General features: G+C 58.8%; 16 protein-coding genes. 10 read left to right on the top strand and 6 right to left on the bottom strand.

Annotation, left to right across the window (positions count from 1 at the left end):
• Positions 1 to 323: 323 nt before the first annotated feature.
• From ABCW42_RS16635 to ABCW42_RS16625, 3 genes are read left to right on the top strand one after another with little or no spacing between them, the layout of a single operon-like run.
• Positions 324 to 1520 (top strand): polysaccharide pyruvyl transferase family protein, encoded by a 1197-nt coding sequence (locus ABCW42_RS16635; RefSeq protein ID WP_423182228.1) that lies wholly within the window; start codon positions 324 to 326, stop codon positions 1518 to 1520.
• On the top strand, positions 1521 to 2720 hold the full coding sequence (locus tag ABCW42_RS16630; RefSeq protein WP_423182227.1) for a glycosyltransferase family 4 protein: 1200 nt from the start codon (positions 1521 to 1523) through the stop codon (positions 2718 to 2720). It abuts the gene before it with no gap.
• A complete protein-coding gene (locus tag ABCW42_RS16625; RefSeq protein ID WP_423182226.1) occupies positions 2717 to 3805 on the top strand; it encodes a glycosyltransferase family 4 protein in 1089 nt (362 codons plus the stop codon). The genes ABCW42_RS16630 and ABCW42_RS16625 overlap by 4 nt, the downstream gene beginning before the upstream one ends.
• A 125-nt stretch (positions 3806 to 3930) precedes the next feature.
• Here ABCW42_RS16625 and ABCW42_RS16620 read toward each other — a convergent pair whose 3' ends face one another.
• Positions 3931 to 5430: a polysaccharide biosynthesis tyrosine autokinase gene (locus tag ABCW42_RS16620; RefSeq protein ID WP_423182225.1), complete on the bottom strand. Its 1500-nt coding sequence runs from the start codon at positions 5428 to 5430 to the stop codon at positions 3931 to 3933.
• A 325-nt stretch (positions 5431 to 5755) separates the two neighbouring features.
• On the opposite strand from ABCW42_RS16620, the gene ABCW42_RS16615 reads away from it, so the two are divergent.
• On the top strand, positions 5756 to 5887 hold the full coding sequence (locus ABCW42_RS16615) for a hypothetical protein (protein ID WP_423182224.1): 132 nt from the start codon (positions 5756 to 5758) through the stop codon (positions 5885 to 5887).
• 215 nt (positions 5888 to 6102) lie between these two features.
• On the opposite strand, the gene ABCW42_RS16610 is transcribed toward ABCW42_RS16615, so the two are convergent.
• A complete protein-coding gene (locus ABCW42_RS16610) occupies positions 6103 to 6567 on the bottom strand; it encodes an Lrp/AsnC family transcriptional regulator (protein ID WP_423182223.1) in 465 nt (154 codons plus the stop codon).
• A 170-nt stretch (positions 6568 to 6737) separates the two neighbouring features.
• Between ABCW42_RS16610 and ABCW42_RS16605 the strand changes: the two genes are divergently transcribed.
• From ABCW42_RS16605 to ABCW42_RS16595, 3 genes are read left to right on the top strand one after another with little or no spacing between them, the layout of a single operon-like run.
• Complete coding sequence (locus ABCW42_RS16605) at positions 6738 to 7967, top strand: thiamine pyrophosphate-dependent dehydrogenase E1 component subunit alpha (protein ID WP_423182222.1); 1230 nt, start codon at positions 6738 to 6740, stop codon at positions 7965 to 7967.
• Positions 7964 to 9088 carry an alpha-ketoacid dehydrogenase subunit beta gene (locus tag ABCW42_RS16600; protein WP_423182221.1) on the top strand — a complete coding sequence of 375 codons (1125 nt, stop codon included), beginning with the start codon at positions 7964 to 7966 and terminating at the stop codon, positions 9086 to 9088. Before ABCW42_RS16605 ends, ABCW42_RS16600 begins: the two co-directional genes overlap by 4 nt.
• Before the next feature lie 2 nt (positions 9089 to 9090).
• On the top strand, positions 9091 to 10554 hold the full coding sequence (locus tag ABCW42_RS16595) for a dihydrolipoamide acetyltransferase family protein (RefSeq protein WP_423182220.1): 1464 nt from the start codon (positions 9091 to 9093) through the stop codon (positions 10552 to 10554).
• A 255-nt stretch (positions 10555 to 10809) separates the two neighbouring features.
• Here ABCW42_RS16595 and ABCW42_RS16590 read toward each other — a convergent pair whose 3' ends face one another.
• The 4 genes from ABCW42_RS16590 to ABCW42_RS16575 all read right to left on the bottom strand — a co-directional run bounded on the left by ABCW42_RS16590 (position 10810) and on the right by ABCW42_RS16575 (position 15641).
• Positions 10810 to 12330, bottom strand: a complete 1521-nt coding sequence (locus ABCW42_RS16590) for a hypothetical protein (protein WP_423182219.1) — start codon at positions 12328 to 12330, stop codon at positions 10810 to 10812.
• Positions 12331 to 12979: 649 nt separating this feature from the next.
• Positions 12980 to 14731: a hypothetical protein gene (locus ABCW42_RS16585; protein ID WP_423182218.1), complete on the bottom strand. Its 1752-nt coding sequence runs from the start codon at positions 14729 to 14731 to the stop codon at positions 12980 to 12982.
• Positions 14728 to 15333 (bottom strand): DNA-binding response regulator, encoded by a 606-nt coding sequence (locus tag ABCW42_RS16580; RefSeq protein WP_423182217.1) that lies wholly within the window; start codon positions 15331 to 15333, stop codon positions 14728 to 14730. Before ABCW42_RS16580 ends, ABCW42_RS16585 begins: the two co-directional genes overlap by 4 nt.
• A gap of 164 nt (positions 15334 to 15497) precedes the next feature.
• Complete coding sequence (locus ABCW42_RS16575; RefSeq protein WP_423182216.1) at positions 15498 to 15641, bottom strand: hypothetical protein; 144 nt, start codon at positions 15639 to 15641, stop codon at positions 15498 to 15500.
• A gap of 207 nt (positions 15642 to 15848) precedes the next feature.
• Here ABCW42_RS16575 and ABCW42_RS16570 point away from each other — a divergent pair, with 207 nt between their 5' ends.
• From ABCW42_RS16570 to ABCW42_RS16560, 3 genes are all read left to right on the top strand, one after another.
• The gene (locus ABCW42_RS16570) at positions 15849 to 16259 is read left to right on the top strand and encodes an ArsR/SmtB family transcription factor (RefSeq protein ID WP_423182215.1); all 411 of its coding nucleotides are present in this window, start codon (positions 15849 to 15851) and stop codon (positions 16257 to 16259) included.
• An 11-nt stretch (positions 16260 to 16270) separates the two neighbouring features.
• Complete coding sequence (locus ABCW42_RS16565) at positions 16271 to 17914, top strand: SulP family inorganic anion transporter (protein ID WP_423182214.1); 1644 nt, start codon at positions 16271 to 16273, stop codon at positions 17912 to 17914.
• Positions 17915 to 18064: 150 nt separating this feature from the next.
• Positions 18065 to 19042 carry a beta-ketoacyl-ACP synthase III gene (locus ABCW42_RS16560; protein WP_423182213.1) on the top strand — a complete coding sequence of 326 codons (978 nt, stop codon included), beginning with the start codon at positions 18065 to 18067 and terminating at the stop codon, positions 19040 to 19042.
• Positions 19043 to 19072: the final 30 nt, after the last annotated feature.

Raw genomic sequence — 19072 nt, 5'->3', positions numbered from 1 at the left:
GATGAGTTCTTTTGGCTGGAACAATCTGATTGGGTATATCGATATTCGCAGCGGGCTGGGGCATTTGAGATTTCCGTTCTCCCCTCGGTTGCTACCCACACTGGAGCTTCCACATCGCTGCGGTATCCAGTTAGTGTTGCCGCGAGCCAGCTGCAATCAAAGGTTAACTTCATAACAGAGTACGGTCACGCTTGGTTCCGCCTGCTGATTCCTTTGGCTGTGCTGCTTCGATCGATTCGTTTCAGCGTTAGGACTCGCAGTCTTACGAACGGAATTTTTCTTGTAAAGGTAGTCATGGGGAAAGCAGACTGGAGGGTCAATAGATGAGAATCCTGATATCAGATGCCTACAGTCCCACAAACGTAGGAGACGGTGAACTTGTCCGTCTTTCGATTGAGTCAGTTCGGAGCCGTTACGGCGTTTTACCGGTTGTTTTATGCACCGACAAGGCGGGTTTTGAAGCCGACCCGGAATTTTCAGGAACAGAGTTTTGCTTCAAGCCTCTGAGCAGGGTTCGGTGGCGCACGTTCGATGCCGCCGGACGTTTGTCCATGCTCTTCAGGGATGTATCAGGAATACTTCTTGCACTGGTTACGAGCATACTGCCTATCCCGACCAGCACTCGAAAATCGCTTCTTAGGGCGTGTTCGCGAACCCTTCGCACGGCATGGCTTAGCGAGATCGTCAGAGCTGATCGAGTTGTCGGTGTCGGTGGCGGATATTTGGGCGATAAGTATTTGCGAGAGTCTCTGATTACACTTGCGCTCTATCGAGTTGCAATCGGCCTAAAGATCGACGTAGAGACGATGCCAATCAGCATCAGTTCAGCCAAGAGAACTTCGCTTAGTCTTGCCCTTAGATTTTTTGGTCGCGGCGTTCGTTGGAGAAGTCGGGAGATGACCACACAGAATATCTTGTTGGGACTTGGATTGCATTCTGATTGTGTTCCCGATTTGGCTTGGTTGAATGTGTCTGTTGACCGAACAGACCCTCAACGTATCACCGCGTTGGTCGTGGCTCCGCTCGGCAGCGACTTCTATGGCAATGACCGACCGAAGGAACCCAAAATATGGCCACACATGAGGGACTACGTTTCCACCCTTGATCCTGGTGCTCGAGTATCGCTAATCGCCATGCACTATTGGGACAACCGGCTTCAAGATGGACGGGACGACCAAGAGTGTGAGCGTGTTGCCGAGCTCATTCGTGGTGTTAATCCGCAGCTCAAGGTAAGTATCCATAAGCTGCGAAAATATTCTGAAGTCCTAACTCATATGAGCGGTGCGCGTTTTGCCGTCTGTGAACGGCTACACGCAGCGTTGGCTGGTCTTGCGGTTGGAACACAGACGAAGGTGGTGGGGTATGAGCCAAAACACAGGGGGGTACTAGAGTTGGCGGGTCTGCATACTCTTGTAGATGAATCGATTAATTCAATTCAAACGCGTATAACGTCCGAGTTTATTGCGGAAAAAGGCGCAGAGCAAGCAGTGCTTACTCGGCAGTCCGTTATGGAGGCTTAGATGCGAATTCTGCATGTAAACAAGTTCGCGTACCCGAAAGGTGGGGCCGAGAACTACATGCTACGGACTGCCTCTCATCAAAACAGTGCCGGTCATCATGTCGCTGTCTTGGGGGCCGATCCGGATACATCAATGCTTTCTGAAGATATCAGAACGTTTGGTCTTGACGTGCCCGACTATCATAAGCTTGAGGGCGTGGCAAAGTTAAAGGCTGCGAAGGACGTTTTATGGTCTCGCTTTGCGGCCGATGCAGTGGATAAAGCATTGGCGGCATTTAGTCCTGATATTGTGCACCTCCATAATTACGCACACCAGCTTAGTTCTTCTATAATTTCGGCTATTCGATCGCATCAAATACCGTCAGTATGCACGGCGCATGATTATAAGCTTATCTGCCCAGCGTACGTCGCTAATGTCAACAACGCGGATTGCTTCTCCTGCACGATCAAAGTATCTCCGAGGCTTCTCCGGGAAAAATGCCACCATGACAGTCTGGCCTGGTCGTCGGTGGTTGGCCTGGAAGCGCTGTTAGTAAGGTCCCGCCGTATGATTCCGGACCGAGTTATAGGTCCGTCGAAGTTTATGGCAGACGCTCTAAGGTCGAGTTGGATTGGACCTTTAGTCGATATTGATCTTGTTAGAAATCCTGTGGAGCCAAGCGGTCAAGACTGGGTAGGTTCTGGCGGATACCTCCTTTATGTGGGCCGGCTCTCAAGGGAGAAGGGAGTTGGGGAATTGATTTCAGCAGCAGGTTCCCTGGGTGTCCCCTTGGTAGTTGCGGGGGATGGACCCATAAGGACCGAGCTCGAAGAGATCGGTCGTTCAAAACGTTCGGATGTGAAGTTTGTTGGGCACGCAGACCAAAGCACCTTGGCTGCTTTACGTCGCGATTGCCTCGCGCAAGTCGTATCGAGTACATGGCCCGAAAACGCTCCGCTGTCGGCTTTGGAAGCTGCTGCTGACGGGGTGCCTCTACTCGTCACTGCGCGGGGCGGACTGCCCGAACTTTCAACTATCGGCGCCAGAACGGTCGTCCTTGCTGACCTAAGTTCCGTTGAGCTTTCTCGGGCAATCGATGCGATCCAGTATATCGACGGAGATCTAGAAAGATTTCGGACGGAAACCTCGTGGGATAGGCATATGGATGAACTCGATCGCGTCTACACTGGTCAAATCAACGCTATGAGGTGTGTATCTTGAAAGTTGCTCTCGTTGGATCACGCAATTTTCCGGCCCGGCACGGCGGGCTGGAAGTCGTTGTTGAAAATGTCGCGGATGGATTGGCTGCCCGTGAGATGAAGGTGCACGTCTTCGTCGGTGAATTAGGTGAGGATGCTGGTAATGGCAATCGCTTCCAGGTTCATGAAACGAGGACCGTTAAGGGAAAGTACTGGCACACCGCCTCACAGATCTTGTCGGGACTTGTCGAGATCCGCCGGCTTAAGCCGGATATAGTAAATATTCATGGGGTCGGTCCTGCGTTCCCGCTAGCCCTATCCAAACGAGCCTTCGGTGATGCTCCGACATTGGTGACTGCGCATGGCCTCGATTGGGAAAGGCGAAAATGGCCAGCGCCCGCTCGTTGGATCTTCCGCAAGATAGCAGTCCGATCACTAAAGAACGCCAGTTCAGTGTCGTGCGTTTCCGAATCGGTCGGTACTGAATTGGGTCGTATGCTTGGCTGTGAAGTTCAGTTCACTCCTAATGGGTTTAGTTTCCACGATTCTTCTGCCGATATTGATATTGAACTACCGGATAAGTATTCAGTAGTAATGTCCAGGCTGACTCCCGAGAAGAATATTGAAACGATTATTAATGCTTACAGCAAGGAAATCGCTAATACTCTTGGGCCGCTGGTCGTAGTGGGTGGGGGCGGAGGCTCCTACTCGGGGGAGTATGAGGACCAACTTCGCCGACTGGCGACTGGCAAAGAAATAGTCTTCGTTGGCCATCAAGAACGCCCCTCGGCACTTTCCATACTGAAAGGCGCGTCTCTGTACCTGTCACTTTCAAAGCTGGAGGCGCAGCCGATGGCTGTGTTAGAGGCTATGTCGCTAGGTGTTCCACTTCTTCTCAGCGACATCGAACCGCATCAGGAATTGTGTGGTGAATCAGCCCGATATGTTTCTGCGGACGACCAAGCTGGACTTAGGCGTGCTCTTCTGTCCCCAGACAACGAGGCTAGCAAAAGGCGGGCTGTGCTAGCCCAGGAGCGGGTGGCAGGCATGACTTGGGAGCGTTCGATTGACTTGTATGAATCGTGGTATCAATCTCACCCGTCATGACGGTTTGACTGCGTAAATGAATTAAAAGCACTGGAGGATTGCTTGGGAGCAGTCCTCCAGTGCTTTATTGATTCCCCACTTAGGGACGCGTCAACCTCGTCTTACGGTTTTAGGCGTAGCAGCCCTTACTGCCTTCCCACGCGGTCCACTGGGAACAGACTCGCCGGACGCAATTCGTCTTCTGTATTGCGATCGTCTTCGTAGTGATCTTCGCTGGTCGTGCTGCGGGAACGACGGACGGACGAGCGTCCTTTTCGGCCATGCGAACGATCCGCTGACTCATAACTGTAGTTGCTGTAAGCATAGGAATCTGGTCCCTTTGCGGGCAAGCGATTCAAGACGATACCCAAGACGTTTGAACCGACCATTTTTAGAGCGGCGAGCGACTTCTGGAGGTCGTGCTGCTTGAGCTTGTTTGACCCGGCTACTACAACCACACCGCCCACGTGCTGTGACAGCACCGCAGCATCCGTTACGGGCAGCAATGGCGGGGTGTCGACGACGACGCAATCAAATGCTTCTTCGAGTCGGCTGAGAAGGTCCCGCATTTCGTCGGAACCTAACAGCTCACTTGGATTCGGTGGCACCTGGCCCGACACGAGCACGTATAGGTTCTCGGTGCCCCACGGCTGGAGGAGCTCGTTGAGATCTGCTGCGCCAACGAGAGCAGTTGTCAGGCCTGCACTCCGATCCAAACCGAGGTATTCATTGACCATTGGCCGGCGGAGGTCCGCATCCACTAGGCAGACCGATTGCCCGGATTGAGCGAGAGCAATTGCAAGGTTAGTTGCCGTCGTGCTCTTTCCCTCACCCGGCACCGAGGACGTAACCAGAACCGTTTTAGCGTGTCCCGCGACATTCGCGAATTGAAGGTTAGTACGTAATTGTCGGTATGACTCTGCCCTCGGGCTTTGCGGAGCGGCCTGAGTAAGAAGAGGCCTTTTCGCCGCGTCTTGATCGAATGCGATTCCGCCAAGCAGTGGGGAGTCCGTCACTTTGCGAAGGTCAACCTCACTGCGGATGCGGTTGTCCAGGACAGTGCGAAGAACGGCAGCCGTCGCCCCGAGGGTCAGGCCAATCAAAAGGCCAATAATCAAGTTGAGTCGCGTGTTCGGCGCCGAGGGCGAGACGGGTGCTTTTGCCGGTTTAATTATTGACAGCCCGACGGGGGACGTTCCGCCAGCCTTGGGCTTCTCCAGCGTGTCGACCGCTTTGATGAGACTGTTTGCCACGGCTTCAGCGATTGCTGCGGCTTGTACTGGCGAATTATCGCTGACGGAAATTGTGATGAGGACAGTGTTGACGTCTGACGTTGCCTTGACATTTTTGGCTAGATCGTCCGCCGATTCGTTCAGGCCCAGACTATCGATGACGGGCTGAAGAACCACTGGAGTTCCGACCGTCTTAACATATGACTGCACTCGGGCCTGGCTAAAGGTGTTACCTTGCTGAAGTTCCAGCACTGATCCAGAGCTCTGTATTGCGACAAACAACTGGGTGTCGGAAGTGTATGTCGGCTTCACTACGATGGAAGCTGTTCCGCCGGCCAGGACTCCAATGAGTGCGACCGCTACAATCAGAATCCAGTTGCGCCGCAAGACGCGCAAGTAGTCGCGTAGATCCAAACTCGGTTCCCCCTGTGTCGAATTCCCAAGCGAGTTGAACGACGGGCTTAGGAAAGCTAGATAAGTGCGGTTGCTACGAGTGTACCCGCGGGCCGTCGGTACCATCGGTCTCGACGTCACGGTTACGGTTTGAAGTTCGTTCTTCGCATGCTTCATCGCTTGCCCTGAAGGCTTGGCGGCCACTGATAATGGTTCTCGATACTATGCCGGGCTCCACGACAAGAACGCTGATACCGCGTTGAGTCGAGGGGGAGTCGCAATCGCAGTTACATGCGGCGCGAAATGGCCGATACTTATTCAGGGATCTTTCAGGAATACGAAGAAAATGGAGGACGCTTTGCCTTACGTCGACATCAACCCGTATCGGAAACCGACCCGGAGGCGGTTCAAGATCGGCGGATTGATCGTCTTGCTCCTGGTTACGGCTGCCGTCGTCTACCTGGCTCTATCTCGATAACCATCCCGTGTCCCTTACCCACTACGTTGCGGGCCTCGCAATCATGTTGTCGGCCTTGGGTGTCCCTGCAGGTGCTGGCCTCCTGAGCTTTCGGCTCCGAATGCGAGTGAAGGCAAAGATGACTCAACCCGCTTGTTGCGCCCCCGCTACTATTTGCGTTTGTCCTGTGGCGTAGGCACGACTAGGAACGGGTTGTCACCTTCAGAAGCTCGGACCTACCTCGTATCCAGATCCTCAAATACCAGGAACGTCTGGGTGTCCTGAACGCCGGGCATTGACTGAAGCCGGTCGAAGATGACGCGGCGTAAGTGGATGTTGTCTGTGGCTCGGACCAAGAGGATCACATCGAAGTCGCCACCCACAAGGGCGATGTGCTGAACCTCGGGAATAAGCCGTAGTTCTTCACGGAGTTCTCGCCAGGAATGCTGTTGGACCTTGAGCGTGACGTAAGCCGACGACTTCAGGCCCGCCTTGATGGGATCCACCAGCGCCGTGAACTTCGTAAGGACACCTTCGCTCGTTAGGCGCGAGATTCGTGTGTACGCGTGCGCCCGGCTGATGTGCACGTTCTCCGCTACCTGGGTCACCGACATGCGCCCGTCCCGGGTCAGTTCCGCGATGATGTCCCGGTCTACCTGGTCAAGGGGAACCTCCACCTGATCCGTTTCGGACTCGGCCATCGCGCCTCCAATTCGTCCACAGCTGAGTCCGTTACCCAGCTCACATTTGCAATTTGTCTTTCAATGCAGTGCTTTCCAGCATACCTTTCCACGATTCCGGCCGGGGCTGGATACGAAACTTCTCCAAGGAACATACTGGAGTGAAATAGTGGAAACAGAAGGACGGACCAATGACGATCTCCGCAGACCACAAGGAACAAGGTCTGGCTGACGCTCGGCCGGACGAAATGGATGAGAACGAGCAGGCGTCCGAAGTTCGGCGCAAGTTCGGAATCAGCGTGGAAGACTACATGCTGCCGGCCCGCCACCAGATCCAAATGGTGGACCCTTCCGGCGCACTCAACTCGCAAGGCGAACAAGGCGCTGAACCTGGCCATGAGTACCCGATTCCGGGTGACACCGAACTCATGGCAGCGTATGAACAACTCGTCGTTGGGCGCCGAGTTAACGATCAGAACTCGGCCTTGGTCCGCCAAGGTCGAATGGCCGTCTATCCGTCCAGCCACGGTCAGGAAGCATGCCAGGTTGCTGCCGCGCTGTGCCTTCGCGAAGGCGATTGGCTCTTTCCTACTTACCGAGATGCTGTCGCTGTCATGTCCCGTGGCGTAGATCCGGTAGAGGCCATGACGATTTTCCGCGGCGATTGGCATGGTGGCTACGACCCGGCCAAACACAAAGTCGGTATCCAGTGCACGCCGCTGACCACCCAGTTGTTGCACGCTGTCGGCGTCGCCCATGCCGCCAAACTGCGCGGCGAAGACACCGTAGTACTCGCGATGTGCGGCGACGGTGCAACCAGTGAAGGCGACTTCCATGAAGCACTTAACTTCGCCGCCGTCTTCCATTTGCCAGTCATCTTCTTCGTCCAAAACAACAAATACGCCATTTCCGTGCCGCTGAGCCACCAATCAGTTGCGCCCTCGCTTGCACACAAGGCTGTCGGTTACGGCATGGCGGGCGAACGTGTGGATGGGAACGACCTCGTGGCGCTGCTCGCCGTCCTGGACCGGGCCGTGAAGTTGGCCCGCGAAGGATCCGGCCCGCTCCTGGTCGAAGCCCACACATACCGAATGCAAGCGCACACCAACGCCGATGACGCCACCCGCTACCGCGAAGACAGCGAAGTCGCAGCGTGGACGGCGAAAGACCCGATCACGCGCATGACTGCCTACCTCAGCGGCCGTGGACTGCTCGACGACGATGAAGCCAGCCGCATCGCAGCGAAAGCCGAGGCCGTTGCGACCCAACTTCGCGAAGGCTTGGGGGAGGACGTCCCGGTGGATCCGCAGAACCTCTTCCGGTACGTCTTCTCAAAACCGACCCCGCAACTCCTGGAGCAGTCCGCCCTGCTCGCCGATGAACTCGCCCGTGACGCAAGCCAGAAGGAGGCAGGCAAATGAGCCCCGCCGTCAGCACATCCGCCGCCACTGAGCATGCTGCTACCGGTGACGTCAGCTCCGCTACCGCCAGCGCAGCAGCAAGCGCTGCAGCGATCGCCGAAGCTTCCGGCCCGCAGACCATCACGATGGCAAAGGCACTCAATACGGCCATGGTCCATGCGATGGAGGCAGACTCCTCGGTGTTGGTATTCGGTGAAGACGTGGGCCGCTTAGGTGGCGTCTTCAGAATCACCGACGGACTCATGGCAACCTTCGGCGAACAACGCTGTTTCGACACCCCTTTGGCAGAATCGGGAATTGTCGGCATGGCGGTCGGCATGGCCATGAATGGAATGCGTCCTGTCATTGAAATGCAGTTCGACGCTTTTGCTTACCCGGCCTTTGAACAGATCGTCAGCCACGTAGCCAAGATGCACAATCGAACCCGAGGCGCCATCAAGCTGCCCATCGTCATCCGTGTTCCCTACGCCGGTGGGATTGGCGGGGTGGAGCACCACTGCGACTCTTCAGAGTCCTATTACGCCCACACCGCCGGCCTCAAGGTCTACACGCCGGCCACCGTCGCTGACGGCTATCGCATGCTCCGCGAAGCCATCGACTCCGACGATCCCGTGATGTTCATGGAACCCAAGAAGCTCTACTGGTCCAAGGACCAAGTGGACCTGGATGCCCTTCGTGCCGAGCACGACGCCCACCGTTCCGAGAGGTCCAGCAGCGAGGGGCGTGCCGCCGTCGCACGCCAGGGCAGCGACGCGACGCTCATTGCCTACGGACCGTCCGTTCCAACGGCACTCGCCGCAGCAGCGGCAGCTGCCGAAGAAGGCCGTTCGCTTGAAGTGATCGACATTCGCTCAATCGTGCCGTTTGACGACGAAACGGTGTCCGCGTCCGTGCGTAAAACGGGCCGCGCCGTCGTCATCGCCGAAGCCCACGGTTTCGCATCAGTGTCCTCTGAAATCGTTGCCCGTGTGCAGGAGCGCTGCTTCCACTACCTGGCTGCGCCTATCCGCCGAGTCACTGGTTTCGATGTTCCATACCCTGCTCCCAAACTGGAGCACTACTACCTTCCGAGCGTCGACCGTATTCTCGACGCCGTTGACGACCTTCAGTGGGAGAACTGACTATGAGCGCAGATTTGCAGGTATTCCGCCTTCCGGACCTGGGCGAGGGACTCACTGAAGCCGAGCTCGTGAACTGGCTTGTGGCAGTCGGCGACGAGATCCGGGTAGATCAGCCGATCGCCGAAGTGGAAACCGCGAAGTCCATGGTGGAAGTGCCGTCGCCCTATGCGGGCATTGTCGCCACGCTGCACGGTGAAACCGGTCAAACGCTCGAAGTTGGCAAACCGCTGATCTCGGTGGCTCCGGTTGGTGCCCTGGTTCCGGCTGGGTCCTCTTCTCCGGAGGCCGCGTTGCCGGCTGATACACAGGCGCCCGCCGCCCCGGCGCCTGCCCCATCTGCAGCTTCGGTGGAAGCGGAGGCTTACAGGACCGAGGAGAAGGCTGGGTCCGGAAACGTCCTTATCGGGTACGGAACCTCCGGCAGTGGTGAGGCTCGGCGCACCCGGCCACGGAAGGTTAGCGCTTCTGCCGTGGCTGTGGCCGCGACTCCTGACTTTGCCGACTTGTCCTTGGCGCGGACGCGGATTCCGGGGAAGCTCTCGGCAGTGATCTCACCGCTGGTCCGGAAAATGGCACGGGATCACGGTGTTTCTCTCGACTCCGTAGCTGGCTCGGGGGAGAGCGGGCTCATTCTTCGCCGCGACGTCGAGGCCGCTATCGCCGAACCGGCGGTCGCGTCGCCTACACCACCGCGCCCGGAGGTTGAATCCCGAACCGAAGATTCGACGCTGGACGCAAGAACGGGCTTGGTTGTCGCATCCCGTACGCCTGTCCGCGGCGTACGGAAGGCTGTTGCGGCGAACATGACCCGCAGCCGGTCGGAGATCCCCGAGGCGACCGTTTGGGTAGATGTCGATGCTACTGCCCTTCTGGACATGCGCGCCGAACTCAAGAAGAAGGATGCCCAGACGACTCCCGGGCTGCTTGCCTTCATCGCTCGTTTCGTCACAGCCGGGCTAAAAAAATTCCCAGAACTCAACACTCGAATCGTCACCACTGAAGACGCTGCCGGCGGAGAGACACAGGAGATCGTAGCCTTCGACGGAATCAATCTCGGTTTTGCCGCCCAAACAGATCGAGGCCTCGTGGTGCCTTCCGTCCGGAATGCTCACTTGATGAGCGCACGGGAACTCGACGCGGAAATCCGCAGGCTGACCGCCGTCGCGCGGGACGGTAAAGCTACACCAACGGAATTGGCCAGCGGAACGTTCACCCTGAACAACTACGGAGTGTTCGGAGTTGACGGTTCGGCGGCGATCATCAACTACCCTGAGGTCGCGATGCTCGGCCTCGGCCGAATCATCGATAAGCCGTGGGTGGTCGATGGTCAGTTGGCCGTCCGTAAGGTGACTGAGCTGACGTTGGCGTTCGACCACAGGGTGTGCGACGGCGAGACCGCCGCAGGATTCCTCAGGTACGTAGCGGATGCGATCGAGAATCCGGGGACGGCGTTGGCGGATATGTAGGGGTGTGCTCTTTTGAAGGGCACCGGGGTAGCGTGCTAGCCACGCAGTCATAGCTCGACATGTGCGGAATTTGCTACATATTGAGGCCGCTAGTCGCGTTCTGCTGGGATACAAATTCCCTCAGCCGGGCGACATAGTCCTCAATCTGTGAGATGGAAACTGGTGCGGCCTCAAGTTGAGGGCCAGATGTTAACTCCTCTCCATCGTCGAGAACTAGCACGGGCTGGACGACGAGGTGCGAAATTCTGAGCTTGTTCATGAGAGTGCTACTTTCTTTGAAACACCGTGGACATTCACGACCAAGTAGTCAGTGCCTGAGCCGGTGTCGTGCCAGACTTCAACTTGACCGTCGGTAAGGTATGCCGGTTGCGTTGCACTAGAGGTGTACTTCGTTGTGACGCCCGCAAGTGAAAAATCCGCGCGTCCCGAACTAGCAATTCGCGCTAAAAGAATAGTTTCGGACGAGTCGTAAAACTCAAATTGTGTGCCGCCGGAGATGAGCTTGAATCGCAGGTTGTTTGACGATGTTGCTCCAATCGCCTTTTGGCCAACGCCGTTGGAGTCCTTGAATTTGATGTGCCGCGCGTTGTCGAGAAGCAGGTTGTCAACCAGGCGGACGTCTCTGTTTGGCGAGGAGCCGACGGCGACAATGGAGCTAGCCTGCGTGATTGTGTTCGCGTTCATGTTGACCCCGCTGCCCCATGAACCGCCGATCATAATCGCCGTGCCGTTCGCTGATGCAGCTGATGAATCGAAGTTCAGACCGAACACGAACGGAGTGGTCGCTGTCCCGTGGTGTGACACTGAGACGGCAGCCGAAGTCGCCTGGGAACCATTATTCTGGATATCTAGTCCTAGGTAGGTTGAGTTGACACCAACAGTGACCTTGCTCCCGCTTAAGATTGGCGATGCAGTAGTGAAACTGGTTACGGGTATAGCATTTGAAGGCGCGGACATGGTCGAGGAAACGTAAGCCACTACGACTGAGGAGTCAGCTGCGACAAATGATAAGTTTGTCCCAGAAGTCAACTGCTCTGCCGTCGTGAGAGTGACCGACGTAGTCGGTGAATTTGCAGGTATCCCCGCCCCCAGTATTTTCATTAATTGACTTGATTTTGGCACATTCGGGATCAGTTCCAATGCCAATCCGACCAAGTATGGGGGCGCGGTCGTCTCTGACTGGACCCGAAAATGGCCGCCATACACGTTGCCGCCCCGCCGACCGGTGATGTCGCCTATGAACATCCCAGCCTCTCGGGTTCCGTCGTGTTGCACCGATCCCCAAAAATGGTCGTAGTTGCCAGGTCCATCGTGGTGTGCTGCTATGCCAATAGCCTTGAAGTAGGAGATGTTGCCACCTTGGCCCACTTGGCCTCCGAATCCCCCAGAGACTGACAAGTTTCGGACGGCGATAAGCCCGTCCTGATTGTTGCTGATTTTTGAAAACGCAAACGACCCATCGAAAGTTGGCGTGTCCAGGGAGAGGGCACGACCGTTCGTCGTGTTTCCACCGTTGACCGGCGAAAATACCGTGTCGAGAGCGTCCCTTGCAAGCTTGCCCGGAGTTGCCACCTCTGTCTCAATAGTCGAAGAAAGGTCAGGCAGACTGCTGATCGATGCTGACGGTTCCATGGCCTCAGCAGGAGTCGCATCGAAGCCTGATACAGCCAAAGCTCCCGTTGTCGCGGTTGCCAGAGCGCCAAGGAAGAGTCCTCGCCGCCTTATGCGCCGGCCGTCCGTCAGCGGCGTCTCTTCTACCCCAGATTCCTTATACATGGTTCACCACCAAATCCCAGAAGACATCACAAGACCAGTTGATTAGCCAGGCTGGTTGCAGTGGCACTCGCCCTAGAAGTCGACGGTTCCTTCCGGATCCTCACTGGTTAATCAGTACGTGTAGAACGCTAAATGTCTGGAAGTGCCTAAACCACAGTAGGTAGTACGCGACTTTTCGCCCTCGGTACTTGCTCGCTTGCATTTAGGTACGCACTTTCGTACGCTGCCAATTCCCTCCTTACTCGCCAATACGCCAATAAATCCAAGCAATTGCCGATCAGTGTGGCCGGGCCGTGCGAGTGGTGGATCGAGCTTAGACGCCGGTAATGACGGGCAACTATAGAGGTGTCGGCGAAGCAAGGCTCATGAGTTCGGGCTAGTCGGGCCGAATGTCAGGTCTGGAACCAAGTACCCAAAAACCTCATCTTGGCGACAAAAGGAAAGACGCTGGAATTAAGGGAACCTTAGAGAAAAGCTTGCATTTTCCAGGGGCTATCACCGGCGATTTGATGGTGTGGTGAGTCGAATTCCTTGCCTGAGGAAATCATCAGCCTGCTTTGTAATTGATTATTTTTCTATTTTGAGAGAACCCGATGAGCCCGACAGGGATCGGCCTTCCCGCCGTCGCCATGGACTCCGTGCCTCCACCTCACGGAACAACAACCCGCAGCACCACGTTGTTGTCTTCCTCGCTCAGCGTCAGCTCCGGAACCAGGGTCTGAAGTGTCGTCATCCCGAGGCTCAGGCCGGGCTGGGGTTGGAGCCGGCCCGGCGAGCTGATGGTTACCAGGATCCTGCCTGCAGTCCGAGGAGACTGGCCTGAATCGGGCGTCGACATCGACACCCGGACGCTGTTGCCTTCGCCGTGTCGGATGGCGTTCGTGAAGCCTTCAGACAACACCTCGATGATCGCGTCGGCCCTGGCGGGGTCGTCGTCGCACAGGGCCCAGACTTCGGGCTCGACCTCGCACGTCAGGCTTAGAACCCGCTCCCAGGTACCGAGAAGCTCCTGGATCCGGAAAACGGAGTTTGCTGTTGTTTCGGTAGGCTCCGCGAGGATCTCGTCCTGCGCATTGTTCACCGCCTGGGACAGGATATCCCTGACAGAGGAAAGATCGTCGCCGCTAAAACCCCTGGAGGGCCCAGTCAATGCAAGGGCATTCGCGATCAGGTTTCCCTGCACGCTGTTATGCAGGATCCGGGCCACCCTTCGCCGTGTATGTAGCAGTTGTTGGTGGGTTCTGTCGGCGAGCTTGAGTTGCTGGTTCAGGGAGTTCGCCAACCTGAGCTCATGCCTTCTTCGCTGCCGGTCGGCAGCTTGAAGAACCGCCACCGTGAACGCGGTCAGCGGGTAGGCCCACAGGGCATTCCAGTAAAAGACCGGTGCAAAACCGAACATGTCCTGCAGCAGGCAGGACAACGACGCTGAAACAGCAGTCGAACCGGCGTAGCAAAGAACCATGACGGAAAGCCGCCGCACAGTACTCGTGATTCTCCGCGTCATCCGGGCAGCGGCGATGTTGCCGGCGAGGAGTAACACCCCAGCTGCGGCCCACTGGACCAGCAGGAACTGGAAGCTGTAGATCGTCAGGAGACGCACTCCGATAAGAATGGCGAAAAGCAAGACCGGCAATCCAACAGGCGCAGGCCTGATGGAACTCACCAAGCCGCGCAGGCTCTCAGCACGGGAAGGTGAATGGGGAGCGGCTGCTTGGACCGGCCACGGCGTATCGTCGTGGAAGAGTCGATGGCTCATGGGCCGGACCACCTCGTCGGCGATTGTCCGCAAAAGATGAGAAGCCCCCGAACGGTCGAGGGCCGCCGTCGTACTCTCCGAAAAAGCCGCCTCGAGGCGCCCTGAAAGTTCGCCGACATAGCTGCTGCGAATTGAGCGCAACTGGTCCTCGTCGAACCCGAGCTGCGCCTGGATAGTTGCGCGCGCCTTCCGGAGGCGGCGTTCGAGCACGGCGTGCCCGCGGACGGAATCCACCAGGACCGCGATCACCGGGAGAACCACCATGGCCGCCGCCGCATTGATGAGGACACGCGCCCACAGGTCCTCGCTGAGGTCGGCGATGTTCAAACCCCGCGCAGCACCGGCTACCAGGAGCGGGCGGCAGGCGCCCAAGAACGCGAAGGCGACGAACGACGTCGTCACCCTGCCTTCCAGGCTGAAGCGCGCCGCGATCAAAGGGCGGAGGAGGATGCCCAGAAGCCCGAGCACCAGGTGCGCAGCAAAGATGAGCGCCGTCCCGGCTCCCTCCTCCACCGCCGTGTTCGTCCCGAGGAACATGTTCATCACCGTCAGCGCAATGGGCAAAGTCAGCAGCCACGACCACAGGCTCAACGCATTCCTGCTGCCGATCGCACGAACCCAGCGTGCGGGGGAGCGGCCGCTCATGTGGAACGATCGTCCGGGGCCGGCCACCCGAAAACCCGCGCGTACAACGCCGCCGCGGCAACCCGCGGATTGACGCTCGGACTCCGGTTCACGCCGAGGGCCTCGAACGTGCGCGATACCGCCTTCTCCACAGCGCGGACACTGCTGCCGCGCTGATTGGCGATTTCCGCATTGGACCAGCCCTCCGAAATCAGGCGCAGGATATCCATTTGCACGGTTGTCAGCTCGCCGATCTTCGCGGCCTCGGTGGTCGAAGGCGGCGTCACGGTCACCGCGTGGTCCTGAAGTGTCGACCTCACCGCGCCGACAAGTCCGTCCACCGAATCGAGTGACGACTTGTTCACGAACGTCGAGCCAGGCGGCAAATCAGGAAAAGCAGCGTCCGACGGGTAATTGGTGAGGAAAACCACCGCGCACCCAGGCGAAAGCGCCTTCGCGATCTGCGCCAGCTCCACACCATTCGGCCGGGAACCCAGATCGATGTCCGTGACAAGGACATCGGGATCAATGGTGGAGAAGGCAGAGATAGCGTCAGCCGCGGACGCGCAGGGGTGAACTTCGAATTCAGCGCCCTTGAGGGCCTCGGCAACGAGCGCGCGCATGAGCGGTTGATCTTCGACAACAAGCACCCGGCGAACCCACCCAGTATCCCCCACCATTTAAGGCTATCCCGAACGGGTTCTTGACGGGCAAGTAGGTTACGTTTCCGAATGGATCACGACGGCGGGTGGTTGAGTTGGTGCTTTGGCTTCAGGTGTCCCTTGGCTCAGTGGCGCAGCGCGAACGTGACCACCACGACGGTGGCGGCGGCCAGGATGCCCAGCCCCACGTAGGCCAGCTTCTGCTGGAACCGCTTCCGGCGCTCGCGGCGTTCATCCCGAGCCAGGTATCCCGCTTTGTAGTTCCCCATGCCGGGATCATAGCTCCCGCTGATTTCAGTTGGCTGGGTGGGGTTCGGGTAACGCGACTTGGGGGTGGTGGGTGGGGTTGGGGCTAACGAGGCGACGGCATGAACGCCGGACAACGATACTTCGTGGCCCGGCCCACGATCAGGCGCCGCTCATGCCCCGCTTGCGCCCGTTTCCTAGACGCTTTTGCTCTTCCCTGGATATATTGGATGATGGATCCATCAAATAGTAAATTGAAGGGTGGTGACGGTGGGGTGGTGTTTTCGGATTTTCGAGCCCCGTTGTACGAGGTCAAGGCGAACCTGTTCAAGGGCCTGGCGCATCCGGTGCGCATCCGGGTGCTGGAGCTCCTTTCGGAAGCACCCGAGGTGTCGGTAACGGACTTGTTGTCCGCCACGGGTCTGGAGGCGTCGCACCTGTCTCAGCACTTGTCGGTGCTGCGCCGCTACCACTTGGTCGTTTCCGAGCGCCGGGCCTTGCAGATGTTTTATTCCTTGGCGTATCCGCAGGTTGCCGAGCTGTTGACGGTGGCCCGTTCTCTGCTGGGTGAGATTTTGCGCACGACGCGGGACCAACTGGAATCCTCTGACGCGATCGCTGCGCCGGCCGGTTCGAAGTGAAAGTACTTTCCGTGGCCCGGGCGCTGTTGCCTGGCCGCGCGGATTACGCCCTCTTGCCCGTCTCGTGGCGGGTGGATTTGCTGGCCGGTATGACGGTGGGCATCGTGGCGCTGCCGTTGGCATTGGCGTTCGGAGTCAGTTCCGGTGCCGGCGCTGCCAGCGGCCTGATCACGGCGGTGGTCGCCGGGCTGGTCGCCGCCGTGTTCGGCGGCTCTCATGTGCAGGTCTCGGGCCCGACCGGAGCCATGGTGGTGGTCCTGGCCCCGATCATCGCCGCCCATGGGCCGGGAGCGTTGGCCGCGGTCACGGTCCTGGCCGGGGTGATCGTGCTCATCGCCGGTGTGTTGAAGCTTGGCAGGGTGGTGTCCTTCATTCCCTGGCCGGTGATCGAGGGTTTTACGGTCGGGATCGCGGTGATCATTTTCCTGCAACAGATCCCGGCGGCGTTTGCCTCGAGCGCGGGGAGGTCAACGAACGCCGCAGTTTTCGCTCTTCAGGCCCTGGACGGGGTGGATTGGGGTGGCGCCGTGCCGGCCCTGGCGCTGGTGGGGGTGGTCGCGGCGGTCATGGTCGCCGCTCCCCGGATCCATCCGCGCATTCCGGCTTCCCTGGTGGCAATCGTTCTTGCCGGCCTCATCGCTGAGGTGTTTTCCCTTCCGGTGGCACGGATCGGAGCGCTACCTGGCTCCCTGCCGACACCGCTCCTGCCCGTCTTGGATCCGGGTACGGTGACGGCACTGGCCGGGCCGGCCGCAACGATTGCCGCGCTTGCTGCGATCGAGTCGCTCCTTTCGGCCCGTGTCGCGGCCTCGATCTCCGATACCGGCCCATACGATGCGGACCGGGAACTGCTAGGCCAAGGCTTGGCGTCCATCGCGTCCGGATTTTTCGGCGGCATGCCGGCCACCGGTGCGATTGCCCGGACCGCGGTGAACATCCGATCCGGGGGCAGGACCCGACTCGCTGCCCTGACCCACGCCCTCGTACTGCTGGCAGTGGTTTATCTTGCCACCACCGTGGTTTCCCGGATCCCTCTGGCAGCACTCGCCGGCGTTCTCATGGTCACCGCCATCCGAATGGTGTCCCTGCCCGCGCTGCGGGCCGTGATCGGTTCCACCCGTGCCGATACCGTCGTGTTCTTTACTACCGCCGTAATCACGGTCTCGTTCGATCTGATCGAGGCCGTGGAAATCGGAATCGCCGTGTCGGCGTTCTTCGCTCTGCGTTCCCTGGTGCGTTCGTCCGGAGTGCACCGTGAAGAAATTCCTGGCCCTGCCCTGGACGGGGATGAACACATTGCGGTGTTCCGCCTCGACGGCGCCTTGTTTTTCGCCGCCGCCGAACGCGTCCTGGACCGGGTCAATGAGATCAGCAACGTCGATGTTGTGATCATCCGGATGTCCCAGCTGCAGATCCTGGACGCGACCGGCGCCCGGGTCATCACCGAGATGGTTCAAGCGCTGGAACGGCGCGGTATCACGGTTCTGATCAAGGGTGTCCAAGACCGTCACCTGCGGCTGGTCACCAAGGTTGGCGTCATCGATTCCCTGCGCCACCACAAACACCTCTTCACGGACCTCGCACGGGCCGTCGAACACGCCCGCAGCCACGTCAACCGTCCAGGACCGCGCCCTGGCACCGTTACGGGCGGATGAAACATCCTCGCCCTGGAAGAAAGCCCCGGGAATGAAGACACCAGGGCAACCCCTTGAACACCGGGGCGCGGCTGCCACGGCCCACGAAACGGCACCGCTCGGCCGATTTGCCGCGAACCCCCACGCCATCTGCCAGATTCAGGAGTCACGATGAAAGCACCGATCCACCCCCGACCATCCCGCACCGCCGGAGGTTCCCGTCTTCTCGGAGCCGGCTCGTACCAGCCCTCCAGGATCCTGGACAATGAAGAGCTGAGCGGGCTGGTGGAGACCAGCGATGAATGGATCCGCACCCGGGTTGGTATCCGGGAACGCCGGATCGCCGACACCGAAACCGTTGCGGACATGGCCATCCGTGCAGGGCAGGACGCGCTTGGCCACGCCGGAATCAGCGCCGAAGACCTTGACCTGATCGTCGTGGCCACCACCACGGCCCAGGACCGTTCGCCCAGCACTGCGGGGCGGGTCTCGGCAGCGCTCGGGGCAAACAGTCCAGCCGTGTTTGATCTGAACGCCGCCTGCTCGGGATTCACCCATGCCCTCGCCGTCGCAGACCAAGCCATCCGCTCAGGCGCGGCAACAACCGCGCTGGTGATCGGCGCCGAGAAACTCAGTGACTTCACCGACTGGACCGACCGCACCACCTGCGTCTTGGTCGGCGACGGCGCGGGCGCGCTCGTTCTCACCGCATCCTCCACGTCCGGGGTCGGGCCGGTCCATTGGGGTTCAGTGCCTGCCCTGTCCAGCGCGGTCCGGATCGAGGAGCCCGGCATGCGTTTCCAGCAAGAAGGCATGTCCGTGTTCCGCTGGGCCATCAGCGAGGCAGCCAAACACGCCCTGGCTGCGTGCGAGGTTGCCGGCGTCCGGCCTGAAGAGCTCGCAGGGTTCGTCCCCCACCAGGCCAACCTTCGCATCATCGAGCCCCTCGCCAAGCAACTGGGCATCCCGGCGGAAATCACCGCGTGTGACGTCGTGACTTCCGGGAACACGTCCTCGGCCAGCATCCCGATCGCCCTGGCCAAACTCATCCGCAACGGCGACCTTCCGCCCAACGCCCCCGTTCTGCTCTTTGGCTTCGGTGGAGGCTTCGCCTATGCCGGACAGGTCATCCACACCCCCGCCGCCTGAGCCGCGCAACCGGGACACATCCATACCGCG

Origin of the sequence: Arthrobacter sp. NyZ413, from assembly GCF_049390645.1 — a bacterium.
In the GTDB taxonomy this organism is placed as follows: Bacteria; Actinomycetota; Actinomycetes; order Actinomycetales; family Micrococcaceae; genus Arthrobacter.
The sequence above is the reverse complement of the archived record's forward strand: the minus strand, read 5'-3'. Positions and strand labels throughout refer to the sequence as shown.